This is a genomic window from Cryobacterium cryoconiti (assembly GCF_004403065.1).
Lineage (GTDB): Bacteria > Actinomycetota > Actinomycetes > Actinomycetales > Microbacteriaceae > Cryobacterium > Cryobacterium cryoconiti.
Map to the genome: position 1 here is coordinate 17224 of NZ_SOHA01000021.1, position 12736 is coordinate 29959.

The following is a 12736-nucleotide window of genomic DNA, read 5'->3' on the forward strand; positions in this document are numbered from 1 at the left end:
GGACACCGGATGCCCTGTTTCGCCCCAATCACCATAAGCAAACTTCCGGAGGACCCCTGTGGCACTTGACGTGCTCACCGACCTGAGTAAGGTCCGCAACATCGGCATCATGGCTCACATTGATGCTGGCAAGACCACCGTCACTGAGCGCATCCTGTACTACACGGGTGTCAATCACAAGATCGGCGAGACGCACGACGGCGCCTCGACCATGGACTGGATGGCGCAGGAGCAGGAACGTGGCATCACCATCACGTCTGCCGCGACGACCTGTTTCTGGGCCGAAAACCAGATCAACATCATCGACACCCCCGGTCACGTCGACTTCACCGTTGAGGTGGAGCGTTCGCTCCGCGTCCTCGACGGCGCTGTCGCAGTGTTCGACGGCAAGGAGGGCGTTGAGCCCCAGTCCGAGACCGTCTGGCGCCAGGCCGACAAGTACGACGTGCCCCGCATCTGCTTCGTCAACAAGATGGACAAGCTCGGCGCCGACTTCTTCTACACCGTCGACACCATCGTCAAGCGCCTCGGCGCGAAGCCGCTCGTCATCCAGCTGCCCATCGGCGCCGAGAACACCTTCGAAGGTGTTGTCGACCTCGTCGAAATGCGTGCACTGACCTGGCGCGGCGACTCCAAGGGTGACGTCGAGATGGGCTCCAAGTACGCCATCGAAGAGATCCCCGCCGACCTCGTCGAGCAGGCTGCGGAATACCGCAAGCTGCTTCTCGAGACCGTCGCAGAGACCGACGACGACCTCATGGAGAAGTACTTCTCCGGCGAAGAGCTCACCGTTTCCGAGATCAAGCACGCGATCCGCAAGCTCACGGTCTCCAGCGAGATCTACCCGGTCCTCTGCGGTTCCGCGTTCAAGAACCGCGGCGTCCAGCCGATGCTTGATGCAGTCGTCGACTACCTCCCCACCCCGCTCGACGTGCCGGCCATCGAGGCCCACGACGCTCGCGATGAGGAAAAGGTCATCATGCGTCACCCCGACGCGACGGAGCCGTTCACGGCCCTCGCGTTCAAGGTTGCCGTGCACCCGTTCTTCGGTCGTCTGACCTACGTTCGCGTGTACTCCGGTCACCTTGACTCCGGTGCTCAGGTCATCAACTCGACCAAGGGCAAGAAAGAGCGCATCGGCAAGATCTTCCAGATGCACGCCAACAAGGAGAACCCGGTGGCCTTCGTGACCGCCGGTCACATCTACGCGGTCATCGGCCTCAAGGACACCACCACAGGCGACACCCTGTGCGACCCGAACGCGCAGGTCGTGCTCGAGTCGATGACGTTCCCTGACCCGGTCATCGAGGTTGCGATCGAGCCGAAGACCAAGCAGGACCAGGAAAAGCTGGGTCTCGCGATCCAGAAGCTGGCCGAAGAAGACCCGACCTTCCGCACCGAGCAGAACCAGGAAACTGGTCAGACGGTCATCAAGGGAATGGGCGAACTGCACCTGGACATCCTGGTCGACCGGATGAGGCGTGAATTCAACGTCGAAGCCAACGTCGGCAAGCCCCAGGTCGCATACCGCGAGACCATCCGAAGGGCGGTCGAGCGTCACGACTACACGCACAAGAAGCAGACCGGTGGATCCGGGCAGTTCGCGAAGATTCAGATCGCGATCGAGCCGCTCGAGATCACTGCCGACAAGAGCTACGAGTTCGTCAACAAGGTCACGGGTGGCCGCATCCCCCGGGAGTACATCCCCTCGGTGGACGCAGGAATCCAGGATGCGCTGCACGTCGGCGTCCTGGCCGGCTACCCGATGGTGGGCGTCAAGGCAAGCCTGCTTGACGGCGCCGCGCACGACGTCGACTCCTCGGAGATGGCGTTCAAGATCGCCGGTTCGATGGGCTTCAAGGAAGCCGTTCGTAAGGCTGACCCCGTTCTGCTCGAGCCGCTGATGGCCGTCGAGGTTCGTACGCCCGAGGAATACATGGGCGACGTCATCGGCGACCTGAACTCGCGTCGTGGACAGATCCAGACCATGGAGGACGCTCAGGGCGTGAAGGTAATTCGCGCCAACGTGCCGCTGTCGGAGATGTTCGGATACATCGGTGACCTGAGGTCGAAGACCTCGGGCCGCGCGGTGTACTCGATGACCTTCGAGAGCTATGCGGAGGTCCCCCGGGCTGTGGCCGAAGAGATCATCCAGAAGAACAAGGGCGAGTAGCCTTAGTCTTTCCGGTCTCTCCGGGCCTTCGGGCCCAAATCGCTTCGGCCTCCCGGCCCTAGTAGCATAAGTACACAAATCCAGCAGTTCCACCGGCCGCAAACCAGCGGTCGATGGAGCCATGAGTCCTAGGAGGACCCACAGTGGCCAAGGCCAAGTTCGAGCGGACCAAGCCGCACGTAAACATCGGAACGATCGGTCACGTTGACCACGGAAAGACCACGCTGACTGCAGCGATCTCCAAGGTCCTTGCCGACACGTACCCGTCCAAGACGAACGTTCAGCGCGACTTCGCGTCGATCGACTCTGCTCCGGAAGAACGCCAGCGCGGTATCACGATCAACATCTCGCACGTTGAGTACGAGACCGAAAAGCGTCACTATGCGCACGTTGACGCACCGGGCCACGCTGACTACATCAAGAACATGATCACCGGTGCTGCTCAGATGGACGGCGCGATCCTCGTGGTTGCCGCCACTGACGGCCCGATGGCTCAGACCCGCGAGCACGTTCTGCTGGCGAAGCAGGTCGGCGTGCCGTCCCTGCTCGTCGCACTGAACAAGTCCGACATGGTTGACGACGAAGAGATCCTTGAGCTCGTTGAGCTCGAGGTTCGCGAACTCCTCTCCGCCCAGGGCTTCGACGGCGACAACGCTCCCGTCGTTCGCGTTTCCGCACTCAAGGCGCTTGAAGGCGACGAGAAGTGGGTCGGCAACATCCTTGAGCTCATGAAGGCTGTCGACGACTACTTCCCGGAGCCCGTCCGCGACAAGGACAAGCCCTTCCTGATGCCGATCGAGGACGTCTTCACGATCACCGGTCGTGGAACCGTCGTCACCGGCCGCGCCGAGCGTGGAACCCTCAAGATCAACTCCGAGGTCGAGGTTGTCGGCATCCGCCCGACCATCAAGACCACGGTCACTGGTATCGAGATGTTCCACAAGCAGCTCGACGAGGCATGGGCCGGCGAGAACTGTGGTCTTCTTCTTCGTGGCACCAAGCGCGAAGACGTCGAGCGCGGCCAGGTTGTCGTCAAGCCGGGTTCGGTCACGCCGCACACCGACTTCGAAGGCACCGCGTACATCCTGTCCAAGGATGAGGGTGGGCGTCACAACCCGTTCTACGCGAACTACCGCCCGCAGTTCTACTTCCGCACCACGGACGTCACCGGCGTCATCACGTTGCCTGAGGGCACCGAGATGGTCATGCCCGGCGACACCACCGACATGAACGTCGCGCTGATCCAGCCGATCGCCATGGAAGAGGGCCTCGGCTTCGCCATTCGTGAAGGTGGCCGCACCGTCGGCGCCGGAACGGTGACCAAGATCATCAAGTAGTTCCCTTCGCCCGCACAGTCACCACGGTGATCGAGCAGGTCGAGATCAAGGGGTCGGTCCTTCGGGACCGGCCCCTTTTTTCGTGCCTTCTTCGCACCCTCTTTCCACCACTACGCTGATGTGGAACGCGCTGCGCCACGCAGCCCGACAAGGAGGCAGAGCCATGGCACTGGACGACATCACGAAGAAGGCCCGGAATTTCCTGGATGACAACAAGGTCAAGGAAGCCCTGACCAGCCAGCAGGCCGAGGACATCAGCGACAAGCTGCTCGCCTCAGCCGCCGATGCGGCCAACAAGGTCACCGGCGGCAAGCACGAGGACAAGATCGAGGGTGCCCGCAAGGCCGCCGACGACAAGATCGGCAACGATTAGCGTCTGCCCCCACAGCGACCCGCGATAGTCACCTTTCCGGTCGAGAGTGCCTGCTCTTGCGGTCACTCTCGACCGGAACGGCAACAGTCGAGTGCGTTTATGTGGCCGGCTGCCCCCTCCCCGTGTTCTCGGTCGGGCCGCTGCCCACAGATTCGATCCTGCCGGGTGGGTTGGCGTCCCTCGTCGCAGCTCTGAGGGGATGAGACACAACGAGATCACCCACAAGTCGGGGCTCGTCCTGGTGCGGGACGTCGTAGCAATTGCTCAGGACGACAGGCCGCTGAGACGCGACGAGTCAGCGGGCGCCCGGGAGCGCATTCGCCGCGGCGCCTATGTGGACGAGGCGCTGTGGGCGGCCATGACTCCCGCCGAACGGTACCGCGCACGAATCATGGCCGTGGTGCGCACCCGGCGACGGATGCCGGTGGTTGCCTACGATTCGGCGGCCGCGCTGTGGGGCTATCCATGAGCCAGCGCCTGGCCGGGGGTGGTCCACCTGATCGTCGACCCGGCCTCGAGTGCGCGCAGCAAGAATGGAGTCAGGATTCACCGGGAAGGCCTCGAATCGGCGGATGTCGTCGAACTCGGGGGTTTGCTGGTCACGAGTCCCCAGCGCACCCTGGTTGATCTGGGCCGCGCCCTGCACCTTCGGGATAGTGTCTCTGCAATCGATTACGCCCTCAACCCTGTTCGGAGCACTGTCGAGAACCGTGTCACCAAGGATGAGCTGTTCGAGGTTCACGACCGCGTGGTGTCGCCGCGGGGTGGAAGGCAGGCCATGAAGGCGATCGAATTCGGGAATGGACTCGCTGCCAACGCGGGGGAGTCTGAAAGCCGCGTCGTGATCTTCGAGCTCGGATTTCCCGACCCGATTCTGCAGCGTCGGCATGTCAATCCCCGCGGTGGGTTCTACTACACCGACACCGAATGGCCGGACTACCGCACAATCGGGGAACTCGACGGCCGCGGCAAGTACCTCAAAGAGGAGTATCTCGGATCCATGACACCGGGGGAGGCTGTGTACGCAGAGAAGATCCGCGAGGATCATCTCCGCGCCGAAGGAAACAGCTTCGCTCGATGGGGGATCGACGACATTCGAGAACCTCGACGTCTGCAGCGGATCCTGACTCAGGCCGGCCTCCCTATCGTGCGCTGAGTGTTCCCGTTCCGGTCGAGAGTGACCGCAGCAGCGGGCACTCTCGACCGGAACGGGAACTGTGGGGGAGATTCCGAGCCGGCGACGCGCCCGGGGTGCAGAGCAGGGGGAGGCCCGGAACGACGCGGATGTGCCGACACGCCGCACGCGACACGCCCGGGTTGCACAATGACCCGCCCCTGTGGCAGACTCTTCTAGTTCAACACTTTCGACTGCCGCGCTGCACGCGGTGTCGGGATCACTGCCAGGCAGTGCATAGCTTGTGCCGTTCGCCGTAAAAAGCGCCAGGTGCACAGTTAGGCCGCGGGTAGCAGAACATAGCTCAAACCAACAGCCGGGAATGCTGGGTAAATCCATGCCTTCCCCCACGCGCGAGTGTGGAGAAGCGGGTTGGCTCGGAGAAGACCGCCTGGCGGTCGAACCGAAATTGACAGATGAACAGTGGTGCGACAGCAGCAGTGCTACTACGGCGTCCAATGCAGCCCTCGGGATGTACGAAGCCTTGACAAGAAAGCGAGTTCGACATGGCGGGACAGAAAATCCGCATTCGACTTAAGTCGTATGACCACGAGGTCATCGACATCTCGGCGCGCAAGATCGTCGACACAGTGACCCGCGCGGGTGCAACTGTCGTCGGTCCCGTGCCGCTTCCGACCGAGAAGAACGTGGTGTGTGTCATCCGTTCGCCTCACAAGTACAAGGACAGCCGGGAGCACTTTGAAATGCGCACCCACAAGCGTCTGATCGACATCATTGACCCGACCCCGAAGGCCGTCGACTCGCTTATGCGTCTCGACCTGCCGGCCGACGTCAACATCGAGATCAAGCTCTAGGGCCCGCGATGTCTTACGCAGATACCAAGACCACCAAGGGTCTCCTCGGCAAGAAGCTCGGCATGACGCAGGTTTGGGACGAGAACAACAAGCTCGTTCCCGTCACCGTCATCGAGATCTCGCCCAACGTTGTCACCCAGATCCGCAGCAAGGACATCGACGGCTACGCCGGCGTCCAGATCGCTGCTGGGGCCATCGACCCGCGCAAGGTCAACAAGCCTTCCGCCGGACACTTCGAAAAGGCAGGCGTCACGCCTCGCCGTCACCTCACCGAGCTCCGCACTGCGGATGCCGCTGACTACACCCTGGGCCAGGAACTCACCGTTGACGGTGTGTTCGCAGCCGGTACCAAGGTCGACGTCATGGGCACCAGCAAGGGTAAGGGTTTCGCCGGTGTTATGAAGCGTCACAACTTCAAGGGTGTTTCCTCCTCGCACGGTTCACACCGTAACCACCGCAAGCCCGGTTCCATCGGTGCTTCCTCGACCCCGAGCCGTGTCTTCAAGGGCATGCGCATGGCCGGTCGTATGGGTGGCGAGCGCGTCACCGTGCTGAACCTCAAGGTTCACGCCGTAGACGCCGAGAAGGGCCTCCTGCTGGTCAAGGGTGCCGTTCCCGGTGCCAAGGGCCGCCTCGTATTCGTCCGCAATGCAGTGAAGGGAGCCTAGTCCTATGACTACCTCACTCGATCTCATCGACGCCAAGGGTAAGAAGGCCGGCTCTGTTGAGCTTCCCGCCGAAATCTTTGACGTTCAGACCAACGTCCCGCTGATCCACCAGGTCGTCGTCGCGCAGCTCGCTGCCGCACGTCAGGGTACGCACAAGACCAAGCGTCGTGGCGAAGTTTCCGGCTCCGGCCGCAAGCCGTTCAAGCAGAAGGGAACCGGTCGCGCTCGTCAGGGCTCGATCCGCGCCCCTCAGATGACCGGTGGTGGCATCGTCCACGGACCGACCCCGCGTAACTACGAACAGCGCACCCCCAAGAAGATGATCGCGGCAGCACTGCGCGGATCGCTTTCCGACCGCGCCCGTGGTGACCGCCTTCACGTCGTGACCGCACTGTTCAGCGCCGAGACGCCCAGCACCAAGGGTGCCATCGAGCTGCTCAGCCAGATCGCCAGCAGCAAGCACGTGCTGGTCGTTCTGGAGCGCACCGACGAACTGACGCTGCGCAGCATCCGCAACCTGCCGACGGTGCACGTTCTGCCGTGGGACCAGCTGAATGCCTATGACGTGCTCGTCAGCGACGACATCGTCTTCACCAAGGGCGCGTTCGACGCGTTCGTGGCGAGCAAGACCAAGAAGGAAGAGGTGTCCGCATAATGGCTACCCCGATCAACAAGGATCCCCGCGACGTCATCATCGCTCCGGTCGTCTCTGAGAAGAGCTATGGCCTGATCGATGAAGGCAAGTACACCTTCATCGTGGACCCGCGCTCGAACAAGACCGAAATCAAGCTCGCGATCGAGAAGATCTTCAAGGTAGAGGTCGCTTCGATCAACACCATGAACCGCATCGGCAAGACGCGTCGCACGAAGTTCGGTCAGGGCAAGCGCAAGGACACCAAGCGTGCCATCGTCACGCTCAAGTCCGGTTCCATTGACATCTTCACGGCCGTCGGCTAAGCGGCGCGGACTAGAGGAATAAGAAATGGCTATTCGTAAGTTCAAGCCCACGACTCCCGGTCGTCGCGGTTCATCTGTTGCAGACTTCGCAGAGATCACCCGCTCCACGCCGGAGAAGTCCCTGCTTCGCCCCCTGTCCAAGACCGGTGGCCGCAACAACCAGGGTCGCATCACCACCCGTCACATCGGTGGTGGACACAAGCGTCAGTACCGTCTGATCGACTTCCGTCGTAACGACAAAGACGGCGTCAACGCCAAGGTCGCTCACATCGAGTACGACCCGAACCGTACGGCCCGCATCGCGCTCCTGCACTTCATGGACGGTTCCAAGCGTTACATCATCGCCCCGAACAAGCTGAACCAGGGCGACATCGTAGAGTCGGGCGCCGGTGCTGACATCAAGCCCGGCAACAACCTGCCGCTGAAGAACATCCCCACCGGTACCATCATTCACGCGGTCGAGCTGCGTCCGGGCGGTGGCGCCAAGATGGCCCGCTCCGCCGGATCGTCTGTTCGTCTCGTCGCGAAGGATGGCATCTACGCCCAGCTGCGCCTGCCGTCCGGAGAAATCCGTAACGTCGACGCCCGCTGCCGCGCCACGATCGGCGAGGTCGGCAACGCCGAGCAGTCGAACATCAACTGGGGCAAGGCCGGCCGTATGCGCTGGAAAGGCGTTCGCCCGACCGTTCGTGGTGTTGCCATGAACCCGGTCGACCACCCGCACGGTGGTGGTGAGGGTAAGACGTCCGGTGGACGTCACCCCGTCAGCCCCTGGGGCCAGAAGGAAGGGCGCACCCGCCACCCGAACAAGGAAAGCGACAAGCTCATCGTTCGTCGCCGTACCGTCGGCAAGAAGCGTAAGTAGGAGTAGACGATGCCACGCAGTCTCAAGAAAGGCCCGTTCGTTGACGACCACCTGCTTCGCAAGGTTGTCAAGGCGAACGAAGCCAGTAGCAAGAACGTAATCAAGACCTGGTCGCGCCGTTCGATGATCATCCCCGGCATGCTCGGGCACACCATCGCCGTGCACGACGGACGCAAGCACATCCCGGTGTTCGTCACCGAGAGCATGGTCGGGCACAAGCTCGGCGAGTTTGCGCCCACCCGCACCTTCCGTGGTCACGTGAAGGACGACAAGAAGGGCCGTCGCCGCTAACGCGGTGACGTGAAGGAGGATAAGAAATGGTGGAGTCGATCGCACGCGTGCGTCACATCCGCGTTACCCCCCAGAAGGCTCGTCGCGTTGTCAACCTGATCCGCGGCAAGCAGGCCTATGAGGCCCTGGGAATTCTGAAGTTCGCGCCGCAGGGCGCGAGCGACCCGGTGTACAAGCTGGTTGCCTCGGCAATGGCCAACGCCCGGGTCAAGGCTGATGCAGCCAACACCTTCCTGGACGAGCAGGACCTGTTCGTCAGCCAGGCATTCGTTGATGAGGGTACGACCCTCAAGCGTTTCCAGGCCCGCGCACAGGGTCGCGCATTCCAGATCAAGAAGCGCACGAGCCACATCACGGTTGTGCTCGCCACTCCTGAGGAGGGTACGAAGTAATGGGTCAGAAAGTAAACCCCTATGGCTTCCGTCTGGGAATCACGACCGACCACGTGTCGCGTTGGTTCTCTGACAGCACGAAGCCCGGCCAGCGTTACAGCGACTTCGTCGCTGAAGACGTCAAGATCCGCCGCCTGTTGAGCACCAGCCTCGACCGCGCCGGCGTGTCCCGCATCGAGATCGAGCGCACTCGTGACCGCGTTCGCGTCGACATTCACACCGCCCGTCCGGGCATTGTGATCGGTCGCCGCGGCGCGGAGGCCGAGCGCATCCGCTCCGACCTCGAGAAGCTCACCGCGAAGCAGATCCAGCTGAACATCCTCGAGGTGAAGAACCCCGAGGTCGACGCTCAGCTCGTCGCTCAGGGAATCGCCGAGCAGCTCTCCGCTCGTGTGGCATTCCGCCGCGCGATGCGTAAGGGCCTGCAGGGTGCCCAGCGCGCCGGCGCCAAGGGTGTTCGCATCCAGGTGTCCGGTCGCCTTGGTGGCGCCGAGATGAGCCGTTCGGAGTTCTACCGCGAAGGCCGTGTGCCCCTGCACACCCTGCGCGCGAACATCGACTACGGCTTCTACGAAGCCAAGACCACCTTCGGCCGTATCGGCGTGAAGGTCTGGATCTACAAGGGCGACATCACCAACAAGGAACTCGCTCGCGAGCAGGCCAACGCTAAGTCGTCCCGCCCCGAGCGTCGTGACGACCGACCGCGTCGTGCGCCCCGCGCAGAGGCAGCGGCTCCGGTTGCAGCAGGAGTTGAGGCATAACCATGTTGATTCCACGCAGAGTCAAGCACCGCAAGCAGCACCACCCGGGCCGTACCGGCCACGCAACCGGTGGTACCGAGCTGTCGTTCGGTGAATACGGCATCCAGGCCCTCACGCCCGCTTATGTGACCAACCGTCAGATCGAGTCCGCTCGTATCGCGATCACACGTCACATGAAGCGCGGCGGCAAGGTCTGGATCAACATCTACCCCGACCGTCCGCTCACCAAGAAGCCGGCCGAAACCCGAATGGGTTCCGGTAAGGGTTCCGTCGAGTGGTGGGTTGCCAACGTCAAGCCGGGTCGCGTGCTTTTCGAACTCAGCGGTGTCACCGACATCGTTGCCAAGGAAGCGCTGACCCGCGCTATTCACAAACTGCCCTTGAAGGCACGCATCATCAAGCGCGAGGAGGGCGACGCATAATGGCGATCGGATCCAAGGAGCTCGCCTCAGTCGAGCTCGACACTTTTGAAAACGAGCGGTTGTTCGATGAGCTGAAGAAGGCGAAGGAAGAACTTTTCAACCTTCGCTTCCAGTCGGCCACCGGCCAGCTCGAGAGCCACGGCCGCCTGCGTGCGGTCAAGCGCGACATCGCTCGCATCTACACGGTTCTCCGTGAGCGCGAGTTGGGTATTCGCCCGACTCCCGCGCCGGTCGAGGCTCCGGCCAAGGCTGAGAAGAAGACCAAGAAGGCCAAGCCTGCAGTTGAGGCTGACGCCGTCGAGACGAAGGAGGCCTAGTCATGGCGAAGACTGACGAAAAGGTCGTCGCTGTCGAGGCTGAAGCTCTCGTTCGCGGCTACCGCAAGACGCTGCGTGGTTACGTGACCAGCGACAAGATGGACAAGACCATCGTTGTCGAGGTCGAAGACCGCGTGAAGCACCCCCTGTACGGCAAGGTCATCCGCCGTACATCCAAGCTGAAGGTCCACGACGAGGCGAACATTGCCGGCATCGGTGACCTGGTCCTGATCAGTGAGACCCGTCCGCTGAGCGCCACCAAGCGCTTCCGCCTGGTCGAGATCCTCGAGAAGGCCAAGTAAGCCTCGCGCTTACTTGATAGAAGGGTATAAAAAGTGCTTCAGCAAGAATCACGACTCAAGGTTGCCGACAACACGGGTGCCAAGGAGCTGTTGACCATTCGCGTGCTCGGCGGCTCCGGCCGTCGCTACGCCGGACTGGGCGACACGATCGTCGCCACGGTCAAGGATGCGATCCCGGGCGGCAACGTCAAGAAGGGCGACGTCGTCAAGGCCGTCGTCGTTCGCGTCAAAAAGCAGACCCGTCGTCCAGACGGTTCGTACATCAAGTTCGATGAGAACGCCGCAGTGATTTTGAAGAACGAAGGTGACCCCCGCGGCACCCGTATCTTCGGACCGGTCGGTCGCGAGCTTCGCGACAAGAAGTTCATGAAGATCATCTCGCTGGCACCGGAGGTTATCTAAATCATGGCCAGACTCAAAAAGGGTGACCTCGTAGAGGTCATTACCGGCCGCACCCAGGCCCGCGGCGGAGACCGTGGCAAGCAGGGTAAGGTCATCGCCGTCCTGGTGGAGAAGAACCGCGTCCTCGTAGAGGGCATCAACTTCGTCACCAAGCACGTTCGCGTGGGCCAGACCCAGCGCGGCACCAAGACCGGTGGCATCGAGACCATGGAGGCGCCGATTCACGTGTCCAACGTGGCCCTCGTCGACCCGGAGACCAAGAAGCCGACTCGCGTCGGCTTCCGCCTCGAAGAAGTAACGAAGGACGGCGTCACCAAGACAGTCCGCGTTCGTTACGCCAAGAAGTCAGGGAAGGACCTCTGATGACCGACTCTTCAGTTGCAGCAGCAGAAGCGCCCGTCGAGGCAGCCCTGCCGCGTCTCAAGCAGAAGTACCGCGATGAGATCATGGCCCAGCTCACCAAGGACCTCGGCTTCACGAACGTTCACCAGGTTCCGAACCTGGTCAAGATCGTCGTGAACATGGGTGTCGGCGAGGCAGCTCGCGACGGAAAGATCATGGACGGGGCCGTCTCCGACCTCACCAAGATCACCGGTCAGAAGCCGCAGGTCACCAAGGCCCGCAAGTCGATCGCGCAGTTCAAACTGCGCGAAGGACAGCCCATCGGCACACACGTCACACTTCGTGGCGACCGCATGTGGGAGTTCCTCGACCGGCTTCTGAGCCTGGCGCTGCCGCGCATCCGCGACTTCCGCGGTTTGAGCGACAAGCAGTTCGATGGAAGCGGTAACTACACCTTCGGTCTCACCGAGCAGGTCATGTTCCACGAGATCGACCAGGACCGGATCGACCGTATCCGCGGTATGGATATCACGGTTGTGACGACGGCCAAGAACAACGACGAAGGACGCGCGCTGCTCAAGGCGCTGGGCTTCCCGTTCAAGACGGCCGAAAACACCAAGTAAAGTAGCTCTTTGGCTCTTGTAGTAAAAACCCGGGGCTGGACAACCGTCCAGCCCCACCACGACCAAGGTCGTCACCCGTGTAACGGATGAACGAAACCAGGCGAGAAAGGCACCACAAATGACAATGACAGATCCGGTCGCAGACATGCTGACCAGACTGCGCAACGCTAACTCGGCGTTCCACGACACCGTGTCCATGCCGCACAGCAAGCTCAAAGCGAACATCGCAGACATCCTCAAGGCCCAGGGTTACATCTCGGCTTGGGACGTCAAGGATGCAGAGGTCGGCAAGACCCTCACGCTCAACCTCAAGTTTGGTCCGAACCGCGAGCGTTCCATCGTCGGCATCAAGCGGGTTTCCAAGCCCGGCCTGCGCGTGTACGCGAAGTCGACCGAAATCCCCACCGTTCTCGGTGGCCTCGGCGTTGCCATCCTGTCCACCTCCAGCGGTCTGCTCACCGACCGCCAGGCCGAGAAGAAGGGCGTAGGCGGAGAAGTTCTCGCCTACGTGTGGTAGCCGAC

At 62.0% G+C, this 12736-nt stretch carries 20 protein-coding genes; all 20 read left to right on the plus strand.

All coding sequences use genetic code 11. From position 1 onward, the window contains the following. The first annotated feature begins 58 nt into the window (after positions 1-58). Entirely contained in the window at positions 59-2173 is a 2115-nt protein-coding gene (gene fusA, locus E3T49_RS07900) for an elongation factor G (RefSeq protein ID WP_134424414.1), read from the plus strand. 143 nt (positions 2174-2316) lie between these two features. Continuing rightward, positions 2317-3510, plus strand: coding sequence for an elongation factor Tu (gene tuf / locus E3T49_RS07905; protein WP_104171753.1), 1194 nt, complete (start codon positions 2317-2319; stop codon positions 3508-3510). Between the two features lie 163 nt (positions 3511-3673). Next, entirely contained in the window at positions 3674-3883 is a 210-nt protein-coding gene (locus E3T49_RS07910; RefSeq protein WP_134424415.1) for an antitoxin, read from the plus strand. A gap of 199 nt (positions 3884-4082) precedes the next feature. Beyond that, positions 4083-4352 carry a hypothetical protein gene (locus tag E3T49_RS07915; RefSeq protein WP_134424416.1) on the plus strand — a complete coding sequence of 90 codons (270 nt, stop codon included), beginning with the start codon at positions 4083-4085 and terminating at the stop codon, positions 4350-4352. A gap of 309 nt (positions 4353-4661) precedes the next feature. Then, positions 4662-5039: a hypothetical protein gene (locus E3T49_RS16415; RefSeq protein WP_134424417.1), complete on the plus strand. Its 378-nt coding sequence runs from the start codon at positions 4662-4664 to the stop codon at positions 5037-5039. 524 nt (positions 5040-5563) lie between these two features. Further along, a complete protein-coding gene (gene rpsJ / locus E3T49_RS07925) occupies positions 5564-5872 on the plus strand; it encodes a 30S ribosomal protein S10 (protein ID WP_035834607.1) in 309 nt (102 codons plus the stop codon). 8 nt (positions 5873-5880) lie between these two features. Then, positions 5881-6540 carry a 50S ribosomal protein L3 gene (gene rplC / locus E3T49_RS07930; protein ID WP_134363320.1) on the plus strand — a complete coding sequence of 220 codons (660 nt, stop codon included), beginning with the start codon at positions 5881-5883 and terminating at the stop codon, positions 6538-6540. 4 nt (positions 6541-6544) lie between these two features. Next, complete coding sequence (rplD, locus tag E3T49_RS07935; protein WP_104100969.1) at positions 6545-7195, plus strand: 50S ribosomal protein L4; 651 nt, start codon at positions 6545-6547, stop codon at positions 7193-7195. Further along, positions 7195-7497 (plus strand): 50S ribosomal protein L23, encoded by a 303-nt coding sequence (rplW, locus tag E3T49_RS07940; RefSeq protein WP_104100968.1) that lies wholly within the window; start codon positions 7195-7197, stop codon positions 7495-7497. Before rplD ends, rplW begins: the two co-directional genes overlap by 1 nt. A gap of 25 nt (positions 7498-7522) precedes the next feature. Further along, positions 7523-8362 carry a 50S ribosomal protein L2 gene (gene rplB / locus E3T49_RS07945; RefSeq protein WP_104100967.1) on the plus strand — a complete coding sequence of 280 codons (840 nt, stop codon included), beginning with the start codon at positions 7523-7525 and terminating at the stop codon, positions 8360-8362. A gap of 9 nt (positions 8363-8371) precedes the next feature. Continuing rightward, positions 8372-8653, plus strand: coding sequence for a 30S ribosomal protein S19 (gene rpsS / locus E3T49_RS07950; RefSeq protein WP_104100966.1), 282 nt, complete (start codon positions 8372-8374; stop codon positions 8651-8653). A gap of 26 nt (positions 8654-8679) precedes the next feature. Beyond that, positions 8680-9045, plus strand: coding sequence for a 50S ribosomal protein L22 (rplV, locus tag E3T49_RS07955; protein ID WP_134424418.1), 366 nt, complete (start codon positions 8680-8682; stop codon positions 9043-9045). Beyond that, the gene (gene rpsC, locus E3T49_RS07960) at positions 9045-9806 is read left to right on the plus strand and encodes a 30S ribosomal protein S3 (RefSeq protein ID WP_134363322.1); all 762 of its coding nucleotides are present in this window, start codon (positions 9045-9047) and stop codon (positions 9804-9806) included. The genes rplV and rpsC overlap by 1 nt, the downstream gene beginning before the upstream one ends. A 2-nt stretch (positions 9807-9808) precedes the next feature. Further along, positions 9809-10228, plus strand: coding sequence for a 50S ribosomal protein L16 (gene rplP / locus E3T49_RS07965; protein WP_104100963.1), 420 nt, complete (start codon positions 9809-9811; stop codon positions 10226-10228). Further along, positions 10228-10545 (plus strand): 50S ribosomal protein L29, encoded by a 318-nt coding sequence (gene rpmC, locus E3T49_RS16740; RefSeq protein WP_134363323.1) that lies wholly within the window; start codon positions 10228-10230, stop codon positions 10543-10545. The genes rplP and rpmC overlap by 1 nt, the downstream gene beginning before the upstream one ends. A gap of 2 nt (positions 10546-10547) precedes the next feature. After that, positions 10548-10847: a 30S ribosomal protein S17 gene (gene rpsQ, locus E3T49_RS07975; protein ID WP_134424419.1), complete on the plus strand. Its 300-nt coding sequence runs from the start codon at positions 10548-10550 to the stop codon at positions 10845-10847. 33 nt (positions 10848-10880) lie between these two features. Then, positions 10881-11249: a 50S ribosomal protein L14 gene (rplN, locus tag E3T49_RS07980; protein WP_134365618.1), complete on the plus strand. Its 369-nt coding sequence runs from the start codon at positions 10881-10883 to the stop codon at positions 11247-11249. A 3-nt stretch (positions 11250-11252) separates the two neighbouring features. Further along, positions 11253-11612 (plus strand): 50S ribosomal protein L24, encoded by a 360-nt coding sequence (gene rplX, locus E3T49_RS07985; protein ID WP_134424420.1) that lies wholly within the window; start codon positions 11253-11255, stop codon positions 11610-11612. Beyond that, positions 11612-12214, plus strand: coding sequence for a 50S ribosomal protein L5 (rplE, locus tag E3T49_RS07990; protein ID WP_134363326.1), 603 nt, complete (start codon positions 11612-11614; stop codon positions 12212-12214). Before rplX ends, rplE begins: the two co-directional genes overlap by 1 nt. 118 nt (positions 12215-12332) lie before the next feature. Continuing rightward, entirely contained in the window at positions 12333-12731 is a 399-nt protein-coding gene (gene rpsH, locus E3T49_RS07995) for a 30S ribosomal protein S8 (RefSeq protein WP_134363327.1), read from the plus strand. Positions 12732-12736 lie beyond the last annotated feature (5 nt).

Bases quoted from the DNA above. Each gene is read 5' to 3' on its own strand.
- E3T49_RS07910 (WP_134424415.1), top strand. From the start codon at position 3,674: ATGGCACTGGACGACATCACGAAGAAGGCCCGGAATTTCCTGGATGAC.
- E3T49_RS07915 (WP_134424416.1), top strand. From the start codon at position 4,083: ATGAGACACAACGAGATCACCCACAAGTCGGGGCTCGTCCTGGTGCGG.
- E3T49_RS16415 (WP_134424417.1), top strand. From the start codon at position 4,662: ATGAAGGCGATCGAATTCGGGAATGGACTCGCTGCCAACGCGGGGGAG.
- rpsJ (WP_035834607.1), top strand. From the start codon at position 5,564: ATGGCGGGACAGAAAATCCGCATTCGACTTAAGTCGTATGACCACGAG.
- rplC (WP_134363320.1), top strand. From the start codon at position 5,881: ATGTCTTACGCAGATACCAAGACCACCAAGGGTCTCCTCGGCAAGAAG.
- rplD (WP_104100969.1), top strand. From the start codon at position 6,545: ATGACTACCTCACTCGATCTCATCGACGCCAAGGGTAAGAAGGCCGGC.
- rplW (WP_104100968.1), top strand. From the start codon at position 7,195: ATGGCTACCCCGATCAACAAGGATCCCCGCGACGTCATCATCGCTCCG.
- rplB (WP_104100967.1), top strand. From the start codon at position 7,523: ATGGCTATTCGTAAGTTCAAGCCCACGACTCCCGGTCGTCGCGGTTCA.
- rpsS (WP_104100966.1), top strand. From the start codon at position 8,372: ATGCCACGCAGTCTCAAGAAAGGCCCGTTCGTTGACGACCACCTGCTT.
- rplV (WP_134424418.1), top strand. From the start codon at position 8,680: ATGGTGGAGTCGATCGCACGCGTGCGTCACATCCGCGTTACCCCCCAG.
- rpsC (WP_134363322.1), top strand. From the start codon at position 9,045: ATGGGTCAGAAAGTAAACCCCTATGGCTTCCGTCTGGGAATCACGACC.
- rplP (WP_104100963.1), top strand. From the start codon at position 9,809: ATGTTGATTCCACGCAGAGTCAAGCACCGCAAGCAGCACCACCCGGGC.
- rpmC (WP_134363323.1), top strand. From the start codon at position 10,228: ATGGCGATCGGATCCAAGGAGCTCGCCTCAGTCGAGCTCGACACTTTT.
- rpsQ (WP_134424419.1), top strand. From the start codon at position 10,548: ATGGCGAAGACTGACGAAAAGGTCGTCGCTGTCGAGGCTGAAGCTCTC.
- rplX (WP_134424420.1), top strand. From the start codon at position 11,253: ATGGCCAGACTCAAAAAGGGTGACCTCGTAGAGGTCATTACCGGCCGC.
- rplE (WP_134363326.1), top strand. From the start codon at position 11,612: ATGACCGACTCTTCAGTTGCAGCAGCAGAAGCGCCCGTCGAGGCAGCC.
- rpsH (WP_134363327.1), top strand. From the start codon at position 12,333: ATGACAATGACAGATCCGGTCGCAGACATGCTGACCAGACTGCGCAAC.